Annotated in this window: 18 protein-coding genes; 4 read left to right on the top strand and 14 right to left on the bottom strand. The window is 60.7% G+C overall.

Annotated elements, in window-relative coordinates; translation table 11 throughout:
• Positions 1 to 2 precede the first annotated feature (2 nt).
• The 5 genes from BW967_RS02805 to BW967_RS02780 form a co-directional block, all read right to left on the bottom strand.
• Positions 3 to 1,103 carry a quaternary amine ABC transporter ATP-binding protein gene (locus BW967_RS02805; protein WP_076483481.1) on the bottom strand — a complete coding sequence of 367 codons (1,101 nt, stop codon included), beginning with the start codon at positions 1,101 to 1,103 and terminating at the stop codon, positions 3 to 5.
• Positions 1,096 to 2,007: an ABC transporter permease gene (locus tag BW967_RS02800; protein WP_076483480.1), complete on the bottom strand. Its 912-nt coding sequence runs from the start codon at positions 2,005 to 2,007 to the stop codon at positions 1,096 to 1,098. The genes BW967_RS02805 and BW967_RS02800 overlap by 8 nt, the downstream gene beginning before the upstream one ends.
• 77 nt (positions 2,008 to 2,084) lie before the next feature.
• Positions 2,085 to 3,086 carry an ABC transporter substrate-binding protein gene (locus BW967_RS02795; protein ID WP_076483479.1) on the bottom strand — a complete coding sequence of 334 codons (1,002 nt, stop codon included), beginning with the start codon at positions 3,084 to 3,086 and terminating at the stop codon, positions 2,085 to 2,087.
• A gap of 273 nt (positions 3,087 to 3,359) precedes the next feature.
• Positions 3,360 to 6,797, bottom strand: coding sequence for a transcription-repair coupling factor (gene mfd, locus BW967_RS02785; protein WP_076483477.1), 3,438 nt, complete (start codon positions 6,795 to 6,797; stop codon positions 3,360 to 3,362).
• Between the two features lie 53 nt (positions 6,798 to 6,850).
• Entirely contained in the window at positions 6,851 to 7,525 is a 675-nt protein-coding gene (locus tag BW967_RS02780) for a component of SufBCD complex (RefSeq protein ID WP_308811414.1), read from the bottom strand.
• Here BW967_RS02780 and hemB point away from each other — a divergent pair.
• Together hemB and BW967_RS02770 are read left to right on the top strand one after the other, a co-directional pair.
• Entirely contained in the window at positions 7,515 to 8,513 is a 999-nt protein-coding gene (gene hemB, locus BW967_RS02775) for a porphobilinogen synthase (RefSeq protein WP_076483476.1), read from the top strand. The two genes, BW967_RS02780 and hemB, sit on opposite strands and share 11 nt — an antisense overlap.
• A gap of 106 nt (positions 8,514 to 8,619) precedes the next feature.
• A complete protein-coding gene (locus tag BW967_RS02770; RefSeq protein ID WP_076483475.1) occupies positions 8,620 to 9,177 on the top strand; it encodes a lipid-binding SYLF domain-containing protein in 558 nt (185 codons plus the stop codon).
• 81 nt (positions 9,178 to 9,258) lie between these two features.
• Here the strand turns inward: BW967_RS02770 and BW967_RS02765 are convergent, their stop codons facing one another.
• A complete protein-coding gene (locus tag BW967_RS02765) occupies positions 9,259 to 9,876 on the bottom strand; it encodes a lytic transglycosylase domain-containing protein (RefSeq protein ID WP_076483474.1) in 618 nt (205 codons plus the stop codon).
• 172 nt (positions 9,877 to 10,048) lie between these two features.
• Here BW967_RS02765 and ssb point away from each other — a divergent pair, with 172 nt between their 5' ends.
• A complete protein-coding gene (gene ssb / locus BW967_RS02760) occupies positions 10,049 to 10,576 on the top strand; it encodes a single-stranded DNA-binding protein (RefSeq protein ID WP_076483473.1) in 528 nt (175 codons plus the stop codon).
• 62 nt (positions 10,577 to 10,638) lie between these two features.
• Here ssb and BW967_RS02755 read toward each other — a convergent pair whose 3' ends face one another.
• On the bottom strand, positions 10,639 to 11,511 hold the full coding sequence (locus BW967_RS02755; protein WP_076483472.1) for an NAD(P)-dependent oxidoreductase: 873 nt from the start codon (positions 11,509 to 11,511) through the stop codon (positions 10,639 to 10,641).
• A 101-nt stretch (positions 11,512 to 11,612) separates the two neighbouring features.
• Here BW967_RS02755 and BW967_RS02750 point away from each other — a divergent pair, with 101 nt between their 5' ends.
• Entirely contained in the window at positions 11,613 to 14,087 is a 2,475-nt protein-coding gene (locus BW967_RS02750) for a penicillin acylase family protein (protein ID WP_076483471.1), read from the top strand.
• 53 nt (positions 14,088 to 14,140) lie between these two features.
• On the opposite strand, the gene hflX is transcribed toward BW967_RS02750, so the two are convergent.
• The 7 genes from hflX to BW967_RS02715 form a co-directional block, all read right to left on the bottom strand.
• On the bottom strand, positions 14,141 to 15,424 hold the full coding sequence (hflX, locus tag BW967_RS02745; protein WP_076483470.1) for a GTPase HflX: 1,284 nt from the start codon (positions 15,422 to 15,424) through the stop codon (positions 14,141 to 14,143).
• Entirely contained in the window at positions 15,421 to 15,654 is a 234-nt protein-coding gene (gene hfq / locus BW967_RS02740; protein WP_013067525.1) for an RNA chaperone Hfq, read from the bottom strand. Before hfq ends, hflX begins: the two co-directional genes overlap by 4 nt.
• 155 nt (positions 15,655 to 15,809) lie before the next feature.
• Positions 15,810 to 17,336 carry a potassium transporter TrkG gene (locus BW967_RS02735; protein ID WP_083951872.1) on the bottom strand — a complete coding sequence of 509 codons (1,527 nt, stop codon included), beginning with the start codon at positions 17,334 to 17,336 and terminating at the stop codon, positions 15,810 to 15,812.
• Between the two features lie 6 nt (positions 17,337 to 17,342).
• Positions 17,343 to 18,719 (bottom strand): Trk system potassium transporter TrkA, encoded by a 1,377-nt coding sequence (trkA, locus tag BW967_RS02730; protein WP_076483469.1) that lies wholly within the window; start codon positions 18,717 to 18,719, stop codon positions 17,343 to 17,345.
• Between the two features lie 75 nt (positions 18,720 to 18,794).
• On the bottom strand, positions 18,795 to 20,219 hold the full coding sequence (gene ntrX / locus BW967_RS02725) for a nitrogen assimilation response regulator NtrX (RefSeq protein ID WP_076483468.1): 1,425 nt from the start codon (positions 20,217 to 20,219) through the stop codon (positions 18,795 to 18,797).
• Positions 20,216 to 22,480: a sensor histidine kinase NtrY-like gene (locus BW967_RS02720; RefSeq protein WP_108188551.1), complete on the bottom strand. Its 2,265-nt coding sequence runs from the start codon at positions 22,478 to 22,480 to the stop codon at positions 20,216 to 20,218. Before BW967_RS02720 ends, ntrX begins: the two co-directional genes overlap by 4 nt.
• A 67-nt stretch (positions 22,481 to 22,547) precedes the next feature.
• Positions 22,548 to 23,921, bottom strand: coding sequence for a response regulator (locus BW967_RS02715; RefSeq protein WP_076483467.1), 1,374 nt, complete (start codon positions 23,919 to 23,921; stop codon positions 22,548 to 22,550).

Raw genomic sequence — 23,921 nt, 5'->3', positions numbered from 1 at the left:
CTCTAACCTCCCTTCGGTTGAGAAGAAGTCGTTTCGGTGGGTTGCACCATAGCGGCCAGAACGTCCGACACATTCAGCACGCCACGCGGGTTATTCCGTGCCCCCACCACCAAAGCCTCAGATGCACCGGCGGAAATCATCCGACGGGCAGCCTCTTCGAGAACAAGTTTCCCAGACAGCTTCATATCGGGAAGGTTACTCTCGGGAAGAGGCCGTGCAACTGTGGCAGCTTGCAGCACCCTGCCCCGGTTCACTTCGCGCACGAAGGCCGTGACATAGTCATTCGCAGGGTTTTGCACGATCTGCTGGCCTGTACCGACCTGTTCGAGCCGCCCATCTCGCAAGATCGCAATCCGATCGCCAAGGCGAAGCGCCTCGTCAAGGTCGTGGGTAATGAAGACGATGGTCTTCTGCAACTCTTCCTGCAGCTCCAGCAGCACCGCCTGCATATCCAGACGGATCAGCGGATCCAGAGCAGAAAACGCCTCGTCCATCAAGAGGATATCGGCATCGGTCGTGAGCGCACGCGCAAGCCCCACGCGTTGCTGCATCCCGCCCGAAAGCTGCGAGGGGTAATTGTCTTCAAACCCCCTGAGCCCGACACGGTCGATCCAACGGCGCGCCTCAGGTTCGGATTTGGCACGCGGCACGCCTTGAATATCGAGCCCGTAGCAGGTGTTTTCGAGCACGGTGCGGTGCGGCAAAAGCGCGAACTTTTGGAACACCATCGCCGTGCGTGCCCGGCGGAAATGCCGCAGCTCTTGCTCGGTCATTTGGCAAACATCGGCATCGTCGCAGATGATTTCGCCCGCCGTGGGCGCGATCAGCCCGTTCACATGGCGAATGAGCGTCGATTTGCCCGAGCCCGAAAGCCCCATGATCACGGTGATTTTGCCCGGCGGCATCGAGAGCGAAATATCCGTCAACCCCAGCACATGGCCGTGCTTTCGGTTGAGTTCCTCTTTGCTCATCCCCTTTTTCACTTCGCCGATCCAGCGTTTAGGATCGGGCCCGAAGATCTTGTAAAGGTTCTTGATTTCGATACCGGGGCCGGCGGGGACGCTGTCGTCCTCTTCCGCGATAGTGACGGTTTGATCAGTCATGGCGCACCTCGCGGTGTTTTTGCAGACGGTGGCCAAAGGCCTGAGAGGCACGGTCAAACACGATCGCAATCGCCACCAGCGCGAAGCCGTTCAGGAAGCCCATCGTGAAGAACTGGTTGTTGATCGCTTGCAACACGTTCTTACCCAGACCGCCCACGCCCACCATCGAGGCGACAACCACCATCGAGAGTGACATCATGATGGTTTGGTTCACCCCGGTCATCAGCGCGGGCAGCGCGAGCGGCAACTGCACATTCCACAGCTTTTGCCACGCCGAAGAGCCAAAGGCCTCTGCCGCTTCGAGTACCTCGGCATCGACCATGCGAATGCCCAAATTGGTAAGGCGGATCATCGGCGGCACGGCATAAATCACCACGGCGATCATGCCCGGCACTTTGCCGATACCAAAGATCACCACAACCGGAATCAGGTAAACGAAGCTTGGCAGCGTTTGCATCACGTCAAGCACGGGGTTGACGATCTTTTGCATCCGGTCCGAGCGGGCCGCGATAATGCCGATCGGCAGACCGATCACCACCGCGATTGCGGTGCAGACCGAGACCATGGCCAGCGTGACCATCGTGTCATCCCACAGGTCCATCCAGCCGATCATCAGCATCGCAAGCGTGGTGCCGACCACAATGCGCCAATCGCGCGAGGCGCCCCAAACGAGCGCCAAAAGCACCACCAGCACTACGATCCACGGCGTGTTGGTGAACGCATCTTCCAACGTGTTCAGCGCCACCTGCAGCGGCGCGGTCGCGGCATCGATCCAGTCGGAATAGGTTCGGACGAGGTCACGAAACCCCCCGTCAACGGTTTTGCGCATCGTGCGCAATGTGCTGCTTTCCAGCGACGGAAAGTGGCACAGGGCATCGGGTAAGCTCCAACAACCAGAGGCCATCCCGTTCCTTTCTATTTTTCTTTTGGGAGGATCAGCCGGGCCCCAACAAGGGCCCGGCCGACAGTCTCAAGCTGCTTTTAAAGCGCGTCGGAAACACGCTGGGCAACGTCTTCCGGCACCCAGGTTTTCCAAAGCTCAGGCATGGTTTCGAGGAAGTGGTAGGCCGCATCCTCGTTGGTGCCTTGGTTTTCGTCCATCCACGCGAGGATCTTGCCGACAGTGTCGTTCGACCACTTACGCTTCGCCACGTAATCCATTGCAAAGCCAGCTTTATCCGCAAACTCCTTGGTCACGACGGTGAACACATCCGACACCGGATAGGAGTTCACTTTCGGCTCCGGGCAATCCGGAATTGCGGTGCAGGCATCCCATTCGGCCTTGTCGTTTTCAACGCCGAAGGACAGACGCACCATCTCGTATTTGCCCAAGATCGCGGTCGGCGCCCAGTAGTAGCCAAGCCACCCCGCCTCACGCTCATAAGCATTGGCGATCGAGCCATCGAGCCCCGCAGCCGAGCCGGTATCAATCAGCTCAAAGCCTTTGTCCTCGGCCCCAAGCGCGGCAAAAAGGTTCGCGGTGGAAATCTGGCAGTTCCACCCCGACGGGCAGTTATAGACGCCACCGACCGAGGGGTCTTCCGGCGCAGGGAACAACTCAGGATGTTCAAGCGCAGCCTGAACGCTATCAATTTCCGGATGCGCTTCCGCAATATATTTCGGAATCCACCAGCCTTCGACGCCGCCGTCTTCCAGAATTTCCGCCGCAATCACCAAGCGGCCCTCACCCACAGCCGCATCCAGCGGCGTGCGCACAGCATTCACCCACAATTCGGGCGCCATATCCGGCTCGCCCTTCTCGTTCATCGAGGTAAAGGTCGGCATGGTGTCACCCGCCACCAGCTCAACCGAGCAGCCATAGCCCTGTTCAAGAATGATTTTATCGACCTGTGCCGCGACCCCCGCCGAGGCCCAGTTCATTTCGGCGATACTGACGTTGCCACATTCCTCCGAGGCCCAGGCCGAAGTGGCCAGAGCAGCGAGCGGCATGGCAAGCCAAGCAGAAGCGAAACGCTTCGTCATGGGCTTTCTCCTGTCTTTGCGGCTGTTCTCGACGATGACCGACGCGCCGCTTGCGCCGGAAATCCGTTTGATTTCTTTGGGCCCACCCAAGCACCAAGGGGCGCGGGGCCGCAAAACAACCGGCCACAAGGGCGGCCGGTCACAAGGCGCGCAGAGGCACGCTCACAAGGTCGGCCGAAACCGACATAAAAGTCGTAAATGATACATCCCCGAGGTGCAACCCTATGAGGGTTGACCTTACGTCGGGCTTCGGCGCGCGAAGGAACCGCCTGTTTAGCCCTTCGCGGCCTTCTTGCCGTCGCGCACCTTCTCGGCCAGATCGCGGGCAATCGCAAACGCGCCCTTGATCCGCTCGGCGTCGCTTTTCCAATCGCGCTGAAGCACGACCTTGTTGCCGTTGATTTTGGCAAGTCCGCGCTGATCGGTGAGAAATTCCACCAACCCCGCCGGGTTCGGAAACTTGTCATTATGGAACTGCACCGTGGCGCCTTTGGGCCCGGCATCCATGCGCATAATCATCGCGCGCTTGCACATCGCCTTGATCCGCACCACCAGCAAAAGCGTGTTCACTTCTTTCGGCAGCGGGCCAAAACGGTCAATCAGTTCTGCGGCAAACCCCTCCAGTTCGACCTTGGTGGTCAGGCTCGACAGGCGCCGGTAAAGCCCCAAGCGCACATCAAGATCGGGTATATAAGCCTCTGGAATCATGACAGGAACGCCAAGGTTGATTTGTGGCGACCAATCCCCATCATCCCCCGCTTCCGTCAACTCGCCCGATTTCAGCTTGGAGATCGTTTCCTCCAACATCGCTTGGTAAAGCTCGTAGCCGACTTCCTTGATATGGCCCGATTGCTCCTCGCCCAGCAGGTTGCCCGCGCCGCGCAGATCAAGATCCTGACTTGCCAAATTGAAACCTGCGCCAAGGCTGTCGAGGCTGCCCAAAAGCCGCAGGCGCTTGGTGGCCTGTGGCGTCAACGGCAGGCGCGGTTTGGTGGTCAGATAGCAATAGGCGCGCAATTTGGCCCGCCCCACCCGGCCGCGGATTTGGTAGAGCTGTGACAGGCCAAACATATCCGCCCGGTGCACCACCATTGTGTTCGCCGTGGGGATATCGAGCCCGGATTCAACGATGGTCGTGGCCAAAAGCACGTCATATTTGCCGTCATAGAAGGCGTTCATCCGGTCATCCAGCTCACCCGCCGCCATTTGACCATGCGCGGTGATGAAACTGACCTCGGGCACGTGGCTGCGCAGGAACTCTTCCACCTCCGCCAGATCGGAAATTCTTGGCACAACGTAAAAGCTCTGACCGCCCCGATAATGTTCCCGTAGCAAGGCTTCGCGTATCGTAACGGCGTCAAATTCGCTGACATAAGTGCGAATAGCCAGCCGATCGACCGGCGGTGTGCCAATAATCGAGAGGTCTCGCACCCCAGTCAGGCTGAGTTGCAGTGTCCGCGGGATCGGTGTGGCGGTGAGAGTCAGTACATGGATTTCAGAGCGCATCTCTTTCAGCCGCTCTTTATGCTGAACGCCAAAATGTTGTTCTTCATCAATGACTAGCAAGCCAAGGTTGCGGAACTTTACGCTTTTGGCCAGCACCGCATGCGTTCCTATAACAATATCAACCGTGCCCTCGGCCAACCCCTCGCGGGTCTTGGTCGCCTCCTTGGCGGAGACAAAACGAGACAGCGGCCGCACCGTGAGCGGCGTGCCCCGGAACCTCTCGGCAAAGGTCTTATAATGTTGGCGGGCAAGCAGGGTGGTGGGGGCAATCACGGCTACCTGTAAGCCCGAAATCGCGGCAATGAAGGCCGCGCGCATCGCCACCTCGGTCTTGCCAAAGCCCACATCGCCCACCACCAACCGGTCCATCGGGCGGCCCGAGCCAAGGTCGGTGACCACATCTTCGATGGCGGAGAGCTGATCCTCGGTTTCGGTATAGGGGAAGCGGGCCGCGAAGGCCTCCCATTCATGATGCGGCGCTTCCAACATAGGGGCCGCGCGCAAAAGCCGCTCTGCCGCGATCCGCATCAACCGGTCGGCAATTTGGCGAATACGTTCCTTGAGTTTGGCCTTTTTCGCTTGCCAGGCGCCACCGCCGAGCTTGTCCAAAAGCCCTTCTTCATGGCCATAGCGGCTCAGAAGTTCAATGTTTTCAACGGGAAGATAGAGCCGATCCCCGCCCGCATATTCCAAGAGCACACATTCATGCGGCGCGCCAAGGGCGGATACCGTCTCAAGCCCCTTATAGCGACCCACGCCGTGATCGACGTGGACCACCAAATCGCCGGGGCTGAGGCTTTGCGCCTCTGTCAGGAAGTTCTCTGCCTTGCGTTTCTTACGCGGTTTCGCCACCAACCGGTCGCCCAGAACATCTTGTTCCGAGATCACGGTGAGCCCGTCCGCCTCGAACCCAGCATCCAATGCCCAGACCGCAAGGCTCAGCCCTTTGATACCGCGCGCATCGTTTATAAGAACGCTACCACTTAGGCCCTCGTCTTCCAAAAGGCCCTTCAAACGCTCGCGCGCCCCCTCGGACCAGCTTGCCAAAACCACCGGGCCAAGCTTCAAACGCGCCTGAATGTGATCTTTCAGTGCACTGAAAAGGTTTATATTTTCAAGTTGACGCTCCGGCGCAAAGTTCCGCCCGATCCGTGCCTCGGCATTCAAGATGCCGGGCCCCGGCGGCGCGGGTAACACCTGCAATTTCAGCACCCGGTGCCCGGCCAGTTCGGCCTCCCAGCCCTTGCTATCGAGGTAGAGCAAATCCGGCGGTGCGGGCTTATAAACCGTGTCGAGCCGGTCGCGCCGGGTCATTGCCTCGCGCCGCGTGTCATACTGATCGGCGATGCCCTCCCAGCGGACAAGGCGTTGCGGCTCGGTCTGGTCATCCAGCATCACCGTCGCCTCGGGCAGGTAGCTGAAGAGCGTCTCGAGCCGCTCGTGGAAAAAGCCAAGCCAATGCTCCATCCCGGCATGTTTGCGCCCGGCGCTCACCGCCTCATAGAGTGGGTCTTCCGCCCCACCGGCGCCAAATTCGACGCGGTAGTTTTGCCGGAACCGGGTGATCGAGGCATCGTCCAAAATCACCTCGCTCACCGGGGCAAGGTCGATCGCGGTCAGCTTCTCGGTGGTGCGTTGGCTAACCGGGTCAAACCGGCGCGCGCCATCCAGAACATCGCCAAAAAGGTCAAGCCGCACCGGGCCAGACTCGCCCGGCGGGTAAATATCAATGATCCCGCCACGGATCGCATAATCACCGGGTTCCGAAACCGTACCAACCGGTGAAAATCCCATCCGAACAAGGAATTGCTTGAGGGCCTTCTCATCAATTCGCTGCCCGACACGGGCCGAAAAGCTCGCCCCAGCTACCAAATCGCGCGCCGGAATCCGCTGCGTTGCCGCCGACAAAGTGGTGAGCAAAACAAACGGCCCCGGCACCGCGCCAGAGGCCAAAGCGGCGAGCGTCGCCATCCGCGCGGCAGAAATATCGGGGTTGGGCGAGACCCGGTCATAGGGCAAACAATCCCACGCCGGGAAGGTCAGCACCACCGCGGAGGGCTCAAAAAAGGCGAGCGCGGCGCGCATCGCCTCCATCCGCCGATCATCGCGGGCCACATGCACCACGCTTTGCCCGCGCGCCAATTCCTTGGCGAGCAGCTTGGCGTCATAGCCCTCGGGCGCACCGGAAAGAAGAAAATGTTCCATAACCATTCCCAGTCGGGCTCCGCCCCGGCCCCTCGGACCGGCGCGCAGATAGTTTAACGTAGAACAGATAGCTGCATGTTCTGGAACATGCCCCAAAGCGCGGTGACGGTGATCGCAACAAGCCCCACCGCCTGCACCGCCACCCGATGGCGCGCCAAAAGCGCCGCCACTTCCTCGGGCTCGGGTGCACGAGCCAGAACCGGCTCAATCTGCGCGGCGGTGCGCAGGCTCATCGCCCCTACAACGGTGAGCGGCAGCGCGATCAGCGCCACGGCTTGGGCAAATTCGAACCCATAGCCAAAACCCAGCATCACGATCAGGCTGAGCAGGAACGAGGCGCCGAGGCTCAACACCACCCCCGCCTCGCGCCCGATGCGCAGCAACCGGCGCGTGTTGATCCCCGTCAGCACCAGCATATCCTGCCCGGCTTGCCCGCCCTTGCGGCGCGCCTGCACCACCAGATCAAACGGCACCCCCAGCACCCAATGCGACGTGGTCGACCAGACCACGGCCAAGGCAATCCAGTACCACAGGTTCGAAAATGACCGCATGTCGATCAGTTCGAAGATCGTTTCCAGGATATTCAACGGCAGGCTCGCTTCTTGTTCTGCCCCCGGTTTCGCGCATTCGCGCGCGGCATGCAAGCGGGCCGCGACATTCGAGGGGCTTGAGAAGGCGGGTAATCCGTGGCACCGAAAGTGTAAGAAGGAGAATGCCATGACGCTCATCACCCCGCCCTTCCCCACCAATCGCATGCGCCGGATGCGCAGCACCGCCGCTTTGCGCGATTTGGCACAGGAAACCCGGCTTTCCGTCAAAGACCTAATCTGGCCGATTTTCATTACCGATGTGCCCGGCGCAGATGTGGAAATCGCCTCGATGCCGGGGGTTGTGCGCCGCACGATGGAGGGCGCGATTAAGGCCGCCGAAGAAGCGGCCGAGCTTGGTATTCCGGCGATTTGCCTGTTTCCCTACACCGATCCGGCGGTGAAAACCGAAACCTGCGAAATGGCTTGGCAAGGCGACAACTTCGTCAACCGGGTGATTGCAGCGATGAAAGCGGCGGTGCCCGAAGTCGCGATCATGACCGATATCGCGCTGGACCCCTATAACGCCAATGGCCATGACGGCCTTGTCCGCGATGGCATCATCATCAACGACGAAACCGTTGAAGCGCTTGTGAAAATGGCGCTCGCCCAAGCTGAGGCCGGGGCCGATATTCTGGGCCCGTCCGATATGATGGATGGCCGCGTGGGCCAGATCCGTGAGGCGATGGAAGCGGCTGGCCACAAGGATATCACGATCCTGTCTTATGCCGCGAAATATGCCTCTGCCTTTTATGGCCCGTTCCGCGATGCGGTGGGCGCTTCGGGCGCGCTCAAGGGCGATAAGAAAACCTATCAGATGAACCCGGGCAATTCGGATGAGGCGCTTCGCAACGTGGCGCGCGATATTGCCGAGGGGGCCGATATGGTGATGGTCAAGCCCGGCATGCCTTATCTCGACATCGTCCGCCGCGTGAAGGACGAGTTCCAAGTGCCGACCTTCGCCTATCAGGTCTCGGGTGAATATGCGATGCTGATGGCGGCGGTGCAAAACGGCTGGCTCGATCATGACAAAGTGATGCTGGAAAGCCTGATCGGCTTCCGTCGCGCAGGCTGTGACGGGGTGCTGACCTATTTCGCGCCGAAAGCCGCCAAGCTTATCGGCGGTTGAACGCGCAAAGCGCAGCCCCCACGCCCCTTGGGCATGACAAGCGGGCGGGGCTGCGCTAAAGTCTTGCGCGAACCGGAGAAAACCCGGCCCCTAACGGAGCGAGCAGATGACAGATCTTTCCAGACGAACCCTTCTTTTGGCAGGCGGCGCAAGCCTTGGGCTGGCGGCTTGCGGCAATGGCGTGGGCTCGAATGGCGCGGCAAAGATCGACGCCCGCGTGGATGCGACGCGTTCTTACATGCTGCGCAACTTCACCTCGTCGCAGCAATTGCTCGATAAATCGGTGGGCGTGCTCTACATGCCGCTGATGACCGAAGCAGGCTTTGGCGTCGGCGGTGCCTTTGGCCGTGGCGCGCTGCGCATCAACAATGTGACGGTGGATTATTACTCCGCCGCTTCGGCCAGTTTTGGCTTCCAGATCGGCGCGCAGCAATATGCCCATGCGCTGTTCTTCATGACCGAAAAAGCCTTGGCTGATTTCCGCCGCGCCGATGGTTGGGAACTGGGCGCCGATGCGCGCTATGCGCTGCCCGATCATGGCGCCGCGATTGGCACCGATACCACGACGACGCTCGCGCCGGTGGTGGTTCAGGTCTTTGGGCAATCGGGGCTGATCGTCGGCGCCTCGCTTGCGGGCACGAAATACACCCGCATTCTGCCCTGATCACAACGCCCTCAAAACGCATAAGGCGCGGGTATTTTCCGCGCCTTTTCAATTCCTTGCAACACAAAGCTAAGTTTCGCCTTAGCTGCCGTAGATGATCCGAACGTAATTCTTCGTCTCGGTGTAAGGCGGTACCCCGCCATGTTTTTCCACCGCCTCGGGCCCGGCGTTATAGGCCGCAAGCGCCAGCCGCCAATTGCCAAAGCGGTCATACATCATCCGCAAATAGCGTGCGCCGCCCTCAAGGTTTTGCACCGGATCTGCCGCATCCACCCCAAGTTTCGCCGCCGTACCGGGCATCAACTGCGCCAAGCCCCGCGCCCCTTTGGGCGAGACTGCGCCGGGGTTCCAGCCGCTTTCTTGCTGCACAAGACGCAAGAACAAATCTTCCGGAATCCCATGCCGCGCCGCTGCCGCTTTCGCATGGCCCAGATATTCGCCCTTATAGCGGCCCGAATAACGCGGGGTTGAAGCCGCCTCATCGCCGCCCTTGGGCGCATCGGGGCGCAGCCGCGTGGAATTGGAATATTGCCCAGAGAGCCGCCCATCCAAAAGCGCGAACTGGCTCGCACGCACAAGAGACTGAGATTTCGTGGATTTCCGCCCAAGCACCAGCCCATCGGCCCGCGCCACATCGGCAGCCACCGGCGCAAGCGCCAGCATAAGCCCCAGCCCAATCGTCACGGCTTTTGTCTTCATCCGACCGTCCACAGGTACCCAAAACGCCCGCACTATAGAAAAGATTGGCCGTTTTGCCCAGAGCTTTGCTTAAGGCCCGCGAAGGCGTGCAAGCTTTTGCCGAGCGCCCCTTTCTCTCGCGCCCGCCCTTGGGTAAGTTGTCTGCCAAATCGGAATCGCACGAGGGAGTGTTATGGCAGGGTCCGTAAACAAGGTTATTTTGGTGGGCAACCTCGGGCGCGACCCGGAAGTGCGAACTTTTTCCAATGGAAACAAGGTTTGCAACCTACGCATTGCCACCTCGGAAACCTGGCGCGACAAGCAATCGGGCGAACGTAAAGAGCGCACCGAATGGCACAGCGTAGCCGTCTTCCAAGAGGGTTTGGTGCGCATCGCGGAGCAATATCTGCGCAAAGGCTCCAAGGTCTATATTGAGGGCAAGCTTCAAACCCGGAAATGGCAAGATCAAAGCGGCCAAGATCGGTATTCGACCGAAGTCGTTTTGCAAGGCTATGACGGCACCCTCACCATGCTAGATGGTCCGAACGGCGGCGGCGCGGGCGGTGGTAGCGGTGGCTACGGCGGTGGCAACCAAGGCGGTGGCGGCTACGGCGGCGGGTATGACGATGGCCCCGGCGGCTATGGCGGCGGCAACCAAGGTGGCGGCGGCGCGCCTTCGGGCGGTGGCCGGTCGGATTTCGACGACGACATCCCGTTCTAAGAAAAAGGGGGCCACGCGGCCCCCTTTGTTTTTAGCGGATCAGGGGGCAGCGCTCCCGTCCTTTAATCAAGCTTGCGCAGCCGCGCGATCAGGCTCGAAGTATCCCAGCGATTGCCGCCCATCTTCTGCACATCTTTATAGAATTGATCGACCAGCGCCGTGACCGGCAAGCTTGCCCCGGTTTCATTCGCGGTTTCCAAACAGATGCCCAGATCCTTGCGCATCCAATCCACCGCAAAGCCAAAGTCGAATTTGTTTGCCGCCATCGTCTCGGCGCGGTTCACCATTTGCCAGCTGCCCGCCGCCCCTTGCGAGATCACCTCCACCAGTTCCGGGATCGAGAGCCCCGCCTTTTCGGCGAAATGCAAAGATTCAGAGAGCCCCTGCACCAGCCCGGCAATAGCAATCTGGTTGCACATCTTCGCCATTTGCCCGGCACCGCTTTCGCCCAGACGACGGCAAATTTTGGCATAAGCCGCAATCACCGGCTCGGCGGCTGCATAATGCGCCTCAGCCCCGCCGCACATCACCGACAGCACGCCATTTTCCGCGCCCGCTTGCCCGCCAGAAACCGGCGCATCGACAAAGCCCAAGCCCAGAGCATCCGCCGCTTGCGCAAGCTCCCGCGTGACCTTGGCCGAAACGGTGGTGTGATCAACAAAGATCGCGCCCTCTTCCATGCCTTCAAAAGCGCCCGTCTCGCCCAAACAGACCGCGCGCAGATCATCATCATTGCCAACGCAGGCCATCACGAAATCGGCCCCCGTCGCTGCGGCCGCGGGCGTGGCCGCCATCGCGCCACCATATTGCGCGACCCAAGCATCGGCCTTGGCGGCGGTGCGGTTATAGACCGTGACCGCATGGCCCTTGGCGACCAGATGGCCCGCCATCGGATACCCCATCACCCCCAAGCCCAAAAATGCCAGCTTCGCCATCCGTGCCTCCTTGCGCGCGTTTGCGCGTTGAAACTTTGCCTGCCCTGACTTAGTAACGCCTGCGCCTGCCCCGTCAACGCCGCGCCTTCGAAAGGGTTTCGATGTATCGCTTCTTTCGCTGGATGGTTCGCCTTGTAACCTTTGCGCTGGCCGCCTTTGTGGTGGGGGTGACGGGGGTTTGGTATTTTGCCGCCCGCTCGCTGCCCGATTACAACGCGACCTACGCAGTTGAGGGGCTTTCCGCCCCGGTTGAGATTGTGCGCACTACCGAAAACGTGCCGCATATCTTTGGGCAAACCGATGCCGATGTGTTCTTTGCTTTGGGGCTGGCCCATGCCCAAGATCGGCTGTGGCAAATGACGATGCTGCGCCGCACCGTGCAGGGGCGGCTGAGCGAGGTCTTCGGCCCCGAAACGCTCAAAACCGATGAGCTGATGCGGCGGCTTGATCTTTACGGCGCGGCGATGGCCTCGGTATCCGCGCAAAGCCCGGCTGCCAGATCGGCGCTTGAGGCTTATGCGCGTGGCGTCAACGCTTGGGTTGAAACGGTCAATGATCAGGCCCTTGGCCGTGGCGCGCCGGAATTCTTTTTGTTCGATGCGCCGATCCCCTATTGGACGCCCGCCGATTCCATCGCGATCTTGAAGCTGATGGCGGCGCAGGGCGCAACGCAGGTGGAAACCGAAGTTCTACGAGCAAGGCTATCACTCCTTGGCCAAGGCTGGGCGGAAGATCTGATGCCCGATGTGCCGGGTACCGGCGTGATGGCGCTGCCCGATTACGCCACCCTTTTTCCCAGTGCCGTGCCCGAAACCCGCAGCGCCAAAGCAGATGAAGAAGGCCCGCTATCTCCCTTTGGCCCCGCAATTTTTGCCACTGCGTCCAATGCCTATGCCGCCGCGCCATCCCGTTCGGCGGCGGGTGGCGCCTTGATGGCCAACGACCCGCATGTGGCGCTTTCGGCCCCCTCGCTTTGGTATCTGGCCCGGCTTGAACTCTCTTCCGGCGGGGTGATTGGCGCCACGATTCCGGGTGTGCCTTTGGTCCTTTCGGGCCGCAGCCCGCATCTCGGTTGGGGCGTCAGCGCCTCTTACGCCGATGACCAAGATGTCTTTGTCGAAGAGCTTGATCCGGCAAACCCAGAGCGCTACCGGACCCCTTCGAGTTGGGCCGAATTCCGCACCCGCAAGGTGATTGTCGAGGTCAAAGATCAAACGCCGATCACCCTCACCCTGCGCTGGAGCGAGAACGGCCCCGTGCTGCCTGCGGGCCATTTTGATCTGGGCACCGTCACGCCGCCGGGCCATGTGATGAGCCTTGGCTGGTCGGCGCTGTCGCCTGCCGATACCTCAATCAGTGCCGCGCTTGAGATCATGCAATCGCAAAACGTGACGCAGGCCATCGCGGCGGGCGAGGGCTTCTTGGCGCCTTCCATGAACCTGACGCTCGCCGATCAAGAAACGGTCGGCATGGTGACGCTCGGTGCCCTGCCCCGGCGCGCGACGAACCACCCGACCCAAGGACGGATGCCGACCCCCGGCTGGCTTGCGGCCTCGCGCTGGCAAGGGCGGCTGCCCTATGCGCTCAACCCGCGCGTTGAAAACCCAGCGGGTGGCATTGTCATCAACACCAATAACAAGGTGACCGACCGCGCCTTTCCTGAACATGTCAGCTTTGATTGGGGCGATACCGAGCGTGTAACCCGGCTCACCCGGCTGATGGGCGAGCGGGAGGTGCATTCGCGCGAAAGCTTCATTGCCGCGCAGCTTGATACCGTCTCGCCAGCCGCGCGGGGCCTCTTGCCGCTCGTCGGCGCCGATCTGTGGTTCACCGGCCAGCCCGCGCCCGAAGGCACGCCCGAACGGTTCCGCCAACGCGCTCTGGAACTGCTGGCGGCGTGGGATGGCGATATGAACGAGCATCTGCCCGAGCCACTGATCTATGCCGCGTGGATGCGCGAGTTCCAAAGCCGCGTGCTGCGCGATGAACTTGGCCCCGAACTCGCCGCCAAATACACCCATCTGCAACCACTCTTTTTGGAGCGCGTTTTGCGCAACACCGATGGCGCGGCGCGCTGGTGTGACGTGTTGCAATCCGCCCCGCGTGAAACCTGCTCCGATATTGCGCGCATCTCTTTGGACGCGGCGCTTTTGGGGTTGAGCGAGAAATACGGCCCCCAGATTGAAAGCTGGCGCTGGGGCGACGCGCATGAGGCGGTGCATAAACACGCCGCGCTTGGCAATTCCACGCTTTTGGGCTGGATCATGAATATCCGCCAATCCACCTCGGGGGGGGATTTCACCCTCAACCGGGGCGTGACGCGCGGCACCGGGCCCGACCTTTACGCCAATGTGCATGGCGCGGGCTATCGCGGTGTTTATGACTTTGCCGACCCGGACAGTTCGGTTTTCGTGATCTCGACCGGGCAATCGGGTCATCCGCTTTCAAGCCATTACGACGATCTGGCAGACCGCTGGCGGCGCGGGGAATATGTGCCGATGTCGCTTGACCCGGAGCTTGCGCGCGCAGCGGCCTCGGGCATTACTCGGCTTGAACCCAAGGCAGAAAACGACTAGGCGCCGCTTCAAAAGCAGCGCCTAGAGATTTGTTTTCTTGAAGTTTTTTCAGCCTATAACCGCTCGTAACGCGCTTTTTGCGTGGCGGTCCAGCTCACGTCCAGATGCCAGCCCTCTTTGCCTTGGCGCTCCTCGCGCACCACGCCTTGGGCATGAAGCCACGCATGGGCGCGGCCTTGGCTAAAGGGCAGATCAAGCGTTTCCGACAGGCGTTCTTCGCCCAACCGCTCTTCAATCGCGGCACAAAGCGCCTCGATCCCCTCGCCCGACAGGGCCGAGACCGATTGCACATCTTCGCGCCGCGCATCGGTGGCCAAAAGGCTCGCCCGCGTTTCCTCTGACAATGCGTCGATCTTGTTCCAAACCTCGATCAGCGCCACATCTTCGGCCACACCAAGGCTTTCCAAAATCTCGCCCACATCCTCGGCCTGTTCCTCGGTCTCGGGGTGGGAAATGTCGCGCACATGCAAGATCAGATCGGCTTCCAGCACCTCTTCCAGCGTTGCGCGGAAGGCCGCCACCAACTCATGCGGCAGATCCGAGATAAAGCCCACCGTGTCAGACATGATCACGCGTCGCCCCGAGGGCAGCTCAACGCCCCGCATGGTCGGGTCGAGCGTGGCAAAAAGCATGTCTTTCGCCATCACGTCGGCCCCGGTCATCCGGTTGAAAAGCGTCGATTTTCCTGCGTTCGTGTAGCCCACCAGCGCAACAATCGGGAACGGCACTTTGCGCCGCGCGGCGCGGTGCAATTCGCGGGTTTTCACGACCTTGGAAAGCTGGCGCTTCAGCCGGATGACCTGATCGTCAATTGCCCGACGGTCGGCCTCAATCTGGGTTTCCCCCGGCCCGCCCACAAAGCCAAACCCGCCGCGTTGCCGCTCAAGGTGGGTCCAAGCGCGCACCAGCCGCGTGCGCTGATAGCTCAGCGCCGCCAGTTCCACCTGCAACACACCTTCGCGCGTGCGGGCCCGGTCGGCAAAAATCTCCAAGATCAGCCCGGTGCGGTCGAGCAGCTTCACATTCCAAGCTTTTTCGAGGTTGCGTTGCTGAATTGGCGTCACGGGGCCATCGACCAAAACAAGGTCGATCTCGGCATCATGCAGCCGCTCTTTCAACTCCGCCAATTTGCCCGTGCCAAACAAATGCCCGGCATGGGGTTTGGGTAGGCGCACCACTTCATGGCCGATGATCTCTAGATCCGGCAAAGCGGCCGCAAGCGACACCGCCTCAGCCAACCGCAAATCGGGCATGCGGCGCGCATCAACGGCTTTCAGGTCCGGGTGCAGCACCCAGACCCGCGTGGGCCGTTCCTTCGAAAGGATGAAATCGCTCAGTCTTCGCCCTCGTAAAGAGAGATGGGCGAGCCGGGCATGATGGTCGAAATCGCGTGTTTATAAACCAGCTGCGATTGGCCATCGCGGCGCAGCAGCACGCAGAAATTGTCGAACCAGGTGATGACGCCTTGCAGTTTCACACCATTGATAAGGAAAATCGTGACCGGAACCTTGGTCTTGCGAACGTGATTGAGAAATGCGTCCTGAAGGTTCTGTTTGTCGGCAGCCATTTTTATTATGCCTTTTTCTTGTCTTGCATGTCCTGTCGAGCGGGGCGCTTAGTCCCCTGCCGCCAGTATGCCCAAGCGCGCGGCAGTTTCCAGCACGAATTGGAGGCGAAAGGGGCAAATGCCAGAAAATTGCTCATCTTTGCCGCAACTTTAGGTTAGTTACGCCAAAAATCAGGATTGAAGAGAGCAATAATTGCGAGCGTTTCAAGCCGCCCCAGCACCATTGCCAAGGCCAGCATCACTTTTGGTTCAGCGCCCAAAAGCGCCCAGTCAATCGGTTGATCCACCGCGACCGAGGCCAATTGCCCGGTGTTGGACAGCGCCGCAATCGACAAAACCAGCGCGGGTTCAAACTCATTGTCATAGGCGGTGACGGCCAGCATGACCCCGGCGATGGAAAGCGCGAACAGCATGAAAAAGATCCATGCGATATAGGCACCCTCGCGGCGCAACCGCCGCGCCACCTGCCCGCCCCCCGCGACCGATTGCGGATGGACAAGCTTTTCCAACTCCCGCTGGCCAAGGCGGAACAGCGCATAGACGCGGAGCAAACGCACGCCGCCCGCCGTGGTGGCAATGCCGCCGCCGGTGATGGTAAGCCCCGCCAAAATCACACCCGGCGTGCCAAGGCCAGACCAAGAGCGCGCATCATTCCAGCTTGAGCTTTCAAAGCCCGTGGTGGTGAGGAACGACAGCGCCGTGAACAAGCTCCCCCAAAGCGAGCGCAAAATCGCGGGCAGCGCTTGTTTTGAGCTTTCAATATCCAAAGCCGCGATCCAGTGGCGCGCAAACAAGAACAGCGTCACCAAAACGATCAGCGCCACCGCCAACAGCAGTTCGGGGTCATCGCGCAGTTTCTCGGTCGCGCGCAATTCGCCGCCGCCGGGCCAAAGCCGCCGCGACAGCGCGGGAATGAGAAAGAGGAAGATCAACGCCTCTCCCAACAGCCCCGAGGGCGCATCGCCCGTATGGTTCAAACTGGTAATGCCCGAGGTGGAAAGCGTTGAAAACGCGTGGATCAGCGCCAGTTCCGCGGGATCGCCCGCCAAAATCAGCGCGCCCCAAAGCACGACGGTCAGCGCCGCATAGGCCGGGCCCAAAACGCGGATGTAATGCGCGATCCGCTCGCTTGGTTCGGCCACACCATCGCGAATGAACGAGGGCGCAACGCCGCTTTGCTGGCCAAAGCCACCCGCAAAGAAAATCTCAAACCCGCCGATGCGCAAAGGGGCCAACACCGCAATCGCCATCACCAAGATGAAAAAGCCGCCCATCCAGCCCACCAGCGCGCGCCAAAGGTGCAGGCTGACGGGCAGCCGTTCGGGCGCGTAAAGCGTGGCCCCGGTGGTCGAAAAGCTCGACACCATCTCCCACCAAGCATTCAAAAGCCCGGTGTTTTGAATCGCTTCGGCAAAGGGCACGGCCAGCATCAACGGCAGCCCCAAGAACGCAAAAAACAGCGTCAGCAAAAGCGAGCGTTCGCGGTTTTGCTTTGGGTTCGCCGCCGCCGCCAGCCCAACCACCAGCGAGATCATCGTAAAAAGCAAAGACGACTGAAAGAACACCCGGGCCACCCGCGATTGGTGTTCAATCACCCCATAGCCCGCCGGCACCAGCATCGAAACCGAGGCCAGCAGCATCAGCTGCACAAAAAGCGGAAGCTGGGTGAAGAGCCGCAGCATCGGCGCTTAGAAGAAATCGATGGAGACCTGCAACAGCCGCTCCACCTCTGGGATGTCATGCGAAAGCGCGAAGAGAACGATCACGTCGTTTTCCTCCACCTTGGTGTCCCCCGTAGGTTTCATCACCATATCGCCTTTGCGCAGCGCGCCCAACAGCACGCCTTCGGGGAATTCAATCTCGCGCACAGCGCGCCCGGCGATGGGCGAGGTGGACAGCACCACCGCTTCAATCACCTCGGCCTCGGCATCGCCAATTGAGTAGACGCCGCGCACCTTACCGTGCCGGATATGGCGCAAAATCGAAGAAACGGTGATCGCGCGCGGGTTGATATAGGCGTCAATATCCAAAGGCGCCATCAAGGGCACCAGCGTCGGGTCGTTGACGAGCGAGATCGCCATTTTACAGCCAAATTGCTTGGCACGCACGGCGGCCAAGATATTGGTTTTGTCGTCATCGGTGACCGCCAAAACCGCATCCGCCCGCGCCACATTGGCCTCGTCCATCATCTCGGTGCCCATGCCGTCGCCGTGCAACACAATGGTGCGCTCAAGCGCGTCCGCCGCCTCTTCGGCGGTTTTCCGGTCGCGCTCGATGATCTTGACCCGCACCCGGTCGGAGCGGGCCTCAAGCGCTTTGGCCACGCCAAGCCCCACGATCCCGCCACCGATGATGGTGATGCGTTCTTGTTTTTTTGTTGCCTTTCCAAAGATTTCCAAGGTGCGGTTGATGTCTTTGGAAAGAGTAAAGACGTAGATCTGATCGCCCGCGAAAAGCTGATCGCCCGCCTCTGGCGCGAACAAACGCCCTTCACGGCGCACGCCCACCACCATCGCCCCAAGCGTTGGGAAGAGGTCGTTCAACTGCCGCAAAGGCGTGTCGAGCACCGGGCATTCTTCCTCAAGCGCGATGCCCAAAAGCTGCACCGCGCCATTGAGGAAGCTTTCCGTGTCAAAGGTCGCGGGCGCCAAAAGCCGCTGGATCGCGGCATCCGCCACCTCGCGTTCGGGGCTGATGATCACGTCGATCGGCAGATGGTCGCGGCGGTACAGATCGGCATATTGCGGCGCCATATAGGTTTGCGCACGCAGACGGGCGATCTTGCGGGTGATGCCAAAAACCGATTGCGCGACCTGACAGGTGACCATGTTCACCTCGTCCGAATAGGTGGCGGCAATGATCAAATCGCAATCGCGCGCGCCCGCGCGGTCCAGCACATCGGGGTGCGAAGCAAACCCCACCACCCCTTGCACGTCGAGCAGGTCAGAGGCACGGCGCACCAACTCGGGGTTCGTGTCGATCACGGTCACATCGTTGCGTTCCCCGGCCAGATGGCGGGCAATCTGCCAGCCCACCTGCCCCGCACCGCAGATGATCACCTTCATCGCCCGACCTCCGTCTTTCTGGCCTTCGTTCTAAGCCGCAGAAACGAAACGGTCAATCGGCCCCCGATTGGGCGCTCAGCCCGCGTCCTCGACGGTGTCCAGATCGTCTTCGCCCTCGTCCTGCCCGCCGCGCGCGGCGCCCTTCGCGCCGGTGACCACGCCAAGCGATTTGAGCTTACGATGCAGCGCCGAGCGTTCCATGCCGACAAAAGCCGCCGTGCGCGAGATATTGCCGCCAAAACGGTTGATTTGCGTCAGCAGATATTCGCGCTCAAACAACTCCCGCGCCTCACGCAACGGCAGCGAGGCCAATTGCCCGCCAAGCACAATCCGCCCTTCCTCGGGCGTGCTGGCGCCTGCGGTGAATTCCTTCGCCTCAATCGGCCCGGTGCCTTCGCCCAAAATCAACACGCGTTCGATCACGTTGCGCAATTGGCGGATGTTGCCGGGCCAATCCATGGTTTGCAGCGTGGCCGCCGCCTCTTCCGAGATTTCACGCGCACTCAGACCCTGCGTGCGGTTGAACACTTCGATGAAATGCTCCGCCAAAACCGGCACATCTTCGCGCCGCTCGGCCAAGCTTGGCACCGCAATCGGCACCACATTCAGCCGATCATAAAGCTCTTGGCGGAAGCGGCCCGCCGCAATCTCACTGGACAGGTTGCGCGTGGTCGAAGAAATCACCCGCAGATCAACGCGCACTTTGTCCGAGCCACCAAGCCGGGTGAATTGCTGCTCGGTCAGCACGCGCAGAATTTTCGCCTGCGTGCCGGTGGGCATCTCTGCCACTTCGTCGAAATAGATCACCCCACCATGGGCTTGCTCCAGAAGCCCCTTTTCAACGCCACGTTCGGCGGTTTCACGGCCAAACAGCACCTCTTCCATCCGCTCGGGGGCGATGGTGGCGGAATTCACCGTCACAAAGGGCGCCGCCGCGCGGGTGGAATGCTGGTGAATATACCGCGCCGCCGATTCTTTGCCCGAGCCCGGCTCGCCCGTCAGCATCACCCGCCCGTTCGATTTGGTGACCTTTTCCAGTTGATCTTTGAGCCGTTTGAAGGCGACCGAATGGCCGATCATATCGCCCGAATGCAGATCGCGCCGCCGGAGCGTGGAGTTTTCGCGCCGCAGACGGGAGGTTTCCATCGCGCGCGAAATCACCACCATCAATTGGTCAATGTTAAAGGGCTTGGCGATATAATCGTAAGCGCCTTGCTTGATCGCGGCGACCGCGATTTCAATATTGCCATGCCCCGAGATGATGATGATCGGAACATCGGGGTTGTCGCGCTTCACCGTTTTGAGGATGTCGATCCCATCCATCTGGCTGTCTTTGAGCCAGATATCGAGGATCATCAGCGCAGGCGCCTCGGCATTGATCTGCGCCATGCAATCTTCAGAATTGGCGGCGGTGCGGGTGGAAAACCCTTCATCCCCCAAAATATCCGCGATCAGGTCGCGAATGTCTTTTTCGTCATCAACAATCAGGATGTCACTCATGGGGAAGGCTCACTGTCCTTGATGGCACGCAGACCTGCGCGCGCGCGTGGCAGCCGAATCTCGGCCATGGCTCCCCGATGGGCCTCGGGGGTGAATGCGGGGGCATCGGTCAGCGCCAACGTGCCGCCGTGCTCTTCGATGATTTTCTTGACGATCGACAGCCCAAGCCCGGTGCCCTTGGCGCGGGTGGTCACATAGGGCTCAAAAAGCCGCGCCCGGTCGGGCGGCAGACCAATGCCATTGTCGGCAATGGTGATCTCGATCATCTCTTCATGGGCGGTGAGCGCGACGCGCACTTCTGGCGCCCAGCCTTCCGGCGCGCCTTTCTCTTGCAAACTCTCAATCGCCTCGCCTGCGTTTTTGATAAGGTTCACAAGCGCTTGGCTGATCATCGTCGCGTCCAACTCCACCACTTCTGGCCCTTTGGGCAGATTAGCGGTCAGCTTGGCCCCATGCAGCGCACCGTCTTGCAGCAACACCGCATCACGGGCGAGCTGCACAATATCATGGTCGCGCCGGTCGGGTTCGGGCATCCGCGCAAAACGCGAGAATTCATCAACAATGCGGCGCAGATCATCGGTCTGGCGAATGATCACCCCGGTCAGATTGTCGAGCGCCTCCACCTGATCGGCTTCGATCTGTTTGGAGAATTTGCGTTTGATCCGTTCTGCAGAAAGCTGGATCGGCGTGAGCGGGTTTTTGATTTCATGCGCAATACGCCGCGCCACATCCCCCCAAGCCGCCATCCGCTGGGCAGAAACAAGGTCCGTCACATCGTCAAAGGCCACCACAAAGCCTTCGCGTGCGCCCGTTTCCCGCCGCCGCTCGGCCATTCGCACAAGCAGGCTTTCCAACCGCCCGGCCCGAGATACCCGCACTTCCTCTTGCACGACAGTATGAAAACCGTCCCGCAAGCGATTGAAAAGATATGCGAACTCTGGCACCGCCTCTTCCAGCGGGCGATCGGTGTCGCTGCTGGGCTGCAACATCAAAAGCCGCGTCGCGGAAGGGTTGAGGAAGTCGATCCGCCCCTCTGCATCAAGCCCAATCACCCCCGAGGTGACCGATGACAAAACGGAATCAAACATCCGCCGCTGCTCGTCGGTTTCACGATGCGATTCGACCAATTCTTCGCGCTGATGCTTCAATTGCCGCGTCATCCGGTTGAAGGATTGGCCCAAAGTGGCGATTTCATCATCGCCTTCTTCTTCCAACACCTGCGCATCCAGATCGCCCGTGCCCACCCGTTCGGCGGCGGCCGCCAAACGCCCAATCGGGCGCGAAAGCCGCTCGGCAAACCACAGCCCCGCCCAAACGGCGGCCAAGATCAAGATCAGCGCAAAGCCAATGTAAACAAGGCCAAACTCAAACAAGAGCCGCCCGCGGGACGCCTCAAGCTGTTGATAAAGCGCCACGGTTTCGCGCGTATCATCCAAGAGCGACAGGATTTTACCATCCACCGTGCGCGAGACGTAAAGATAGCGGTCAACAAACGCATCAAGCCGCACCAACGCACGAAATTCGGAGTTCGGCCAATCTTCGATCAGCTCGGTGCCGCCTTTACCCGCCGCAACGATCTTTTCTGCGGGCGGCGTTTCAAAATCAAAGAGGTAAGACCGATCCCCCCGCGCCACAATTTGCGCAGAACCATCAATCACATAGGCCTCTTTCAGCCCGCGCTGGATGCCTTGCTGCCCGGCAACCAGCCATTCGCGCAAATCACCATCGGTGGCAAAGGTCGCCGCCTGACGGCGCAGGTTCAAAAAGCCCGCAAGCGCTTGCGCGTCCTGCACCAAATCACGGCGGTGTTCGTCTTGATAGGCTTCCGCTGCCGAAAGCGATGTCCCCACCACGGTGCGCACCCGGTCGGAGAACCAGCCCTCAAGGCCCACATTCACCGTCAAGCCCGCAAACAAAGCCACCAAAATGGTGGGCACAAGCGCAATGCCCGCAAACATCCCGGTCAGCCGCAGCGTGAGCCGCGACCCGGTGGCGCGCGCGCGCCGCGCCGCCACAATCTGCGCGAGCCGAACCACGATCAGCCCGCCCAGAAGCAAGAAATAGATGAAGTCCGCCAGCAGCGTCAGCCGCAGCGCGGTGCTATCGGCCCCCTGCCCCAGCGGCCCCAAAACCACGAAGGTCACCAGCGCCAGCACCGGCCCCAGCACAGCGACCCCCAGAACAAAGCCGTTCTGTAAGCGACGCTGCCGCCGTAGCCGCGCTAACCGCTCCCAAGCGGTGCTTTTCAACGCGCTGTGCACGAAGCCCCCGGTCCCAAGCCGTGGCGAATCCTATGAGACGGATTTGCCACAATTACCTGTGACCTATTTACATCAGCTTGCGACGCCGTGTCACCTGTATATCCAGATCGGTGATCTTTTTACGCAAGGTATTGCGGTTGATCCCCAGCAAATCCGCACATCTGGCTTGGTTTCCGCCCGTCGCATCAAGCGAGATTTCAATGAGCGGGGCCTCCATTTCAGCCAAAATCCGATCATAGAGGCCCGGCGGCGGCAGGTTCCCGCCATGCAAATCGAAGTAGCGCCGCAGATGCCGCGCGATCGAGGCGGAAAGCTTCTCGCCCTCGCCGCCCGAGCGCAAAGGCTCAATCGCGGGCTGGTTGCCGAGCACAAATTCCACCTCGGCCCGGGTGATTTCTTCTTCCGTTGCGGTCACCACCAAGCGGCGCACGGTGTTTTCAAGCTGGCGCACGTTGCCGGGCCACGCATAGGCGCGCACCAGAGCCATCGCATCATTGGAGAAGCGGCGCAGGCCAAGCCCATCCCGCTCGCACCGGCTCAAGAAGTGATCGGTCAAAAGCGGAATATCCTCCACCCGCTCGCGCAGCGCGGGCACCGCGAGCGTCACACCGCCCAAACGGTAGAACAGGTCTTGGCGGAACTTGCCCGCCTCCATCTGCGCGGCAAGGTCCACTTGCGTGGTGGCCATGATCCGCGGCGCGGGATCGGGCAGCGCATCGAGCATCCGCACGATCCGGCCTTGGGTTTCATCGTCGTAATCCCCCACCTCGTCAAAAACGAGCGAGCCGCCTTTGACGCGGGAAATCAGGCTTGAGGGGCCATCGGCGCCCGCAAGGTCGGCGGCTTGCGCCACCACGAAAGGAAGCGTGCGGCGGTCTGAAAAGTCATGGATCGCGCGCGCAATGAGCGATTTCCCGGTACCCGATTCCCCCATGATCATCACCGGCAGATCGGCATTCATCACCCGCGCAACAAGCCGATAAAGTGCCTGCATCGAAGCGGTGCGACCAACCAAAGGCAGATCCGAATTTTCGGGCCGGGTCGGCTCCACCACTTTCGGCACCACCTGCGCGCGGCGCTTGAGTTCGAGCGCCCGCGCGGCGCGTTTCATCAGATCGGGCAGGTCAAACGGTTTCGGCAGATAGTCATAAGCATCGGCCTCGGCGGCTTGAATTGCCGTCATGATGGTGTTTTGCGCCGAGATCACAATAACCGGCAGGCCGGGGCGTTCTTGGGCAATGCGCGGCAAAGCCTCCAGACCATTGCCATCGGGCATCATCACATCTGAAATCACCAGATCGCCTTTGCCTTCCTCCACCCAACGCATCAGCGTCATCAAAGAGGCCGTGGCATGGACCTTGCAGCCGGCGCGGGTCAGCGCTTGCGTCAGAACGGTGCGGATCGTGCGGTCGTCGTCGGCGACGAGAACGGTGCCATCCAT

The sequence above is a fragment of the Rhodobacter aestuarii genome (genome assembly GCF_900156655.1).
Classification (GTDB): Bacteria; Pseudomonadota; Alphaproteobacteria; order Rhodobacterales; family Rhodobacteraceae; genus Rhodobacter; species Rhodobacter aestuarii.
The sequence above is the reverse complement of the archived record's forward strand: the minus strand, read 5'-3'. Positions and strand labels throughout refer to the sequence as shown.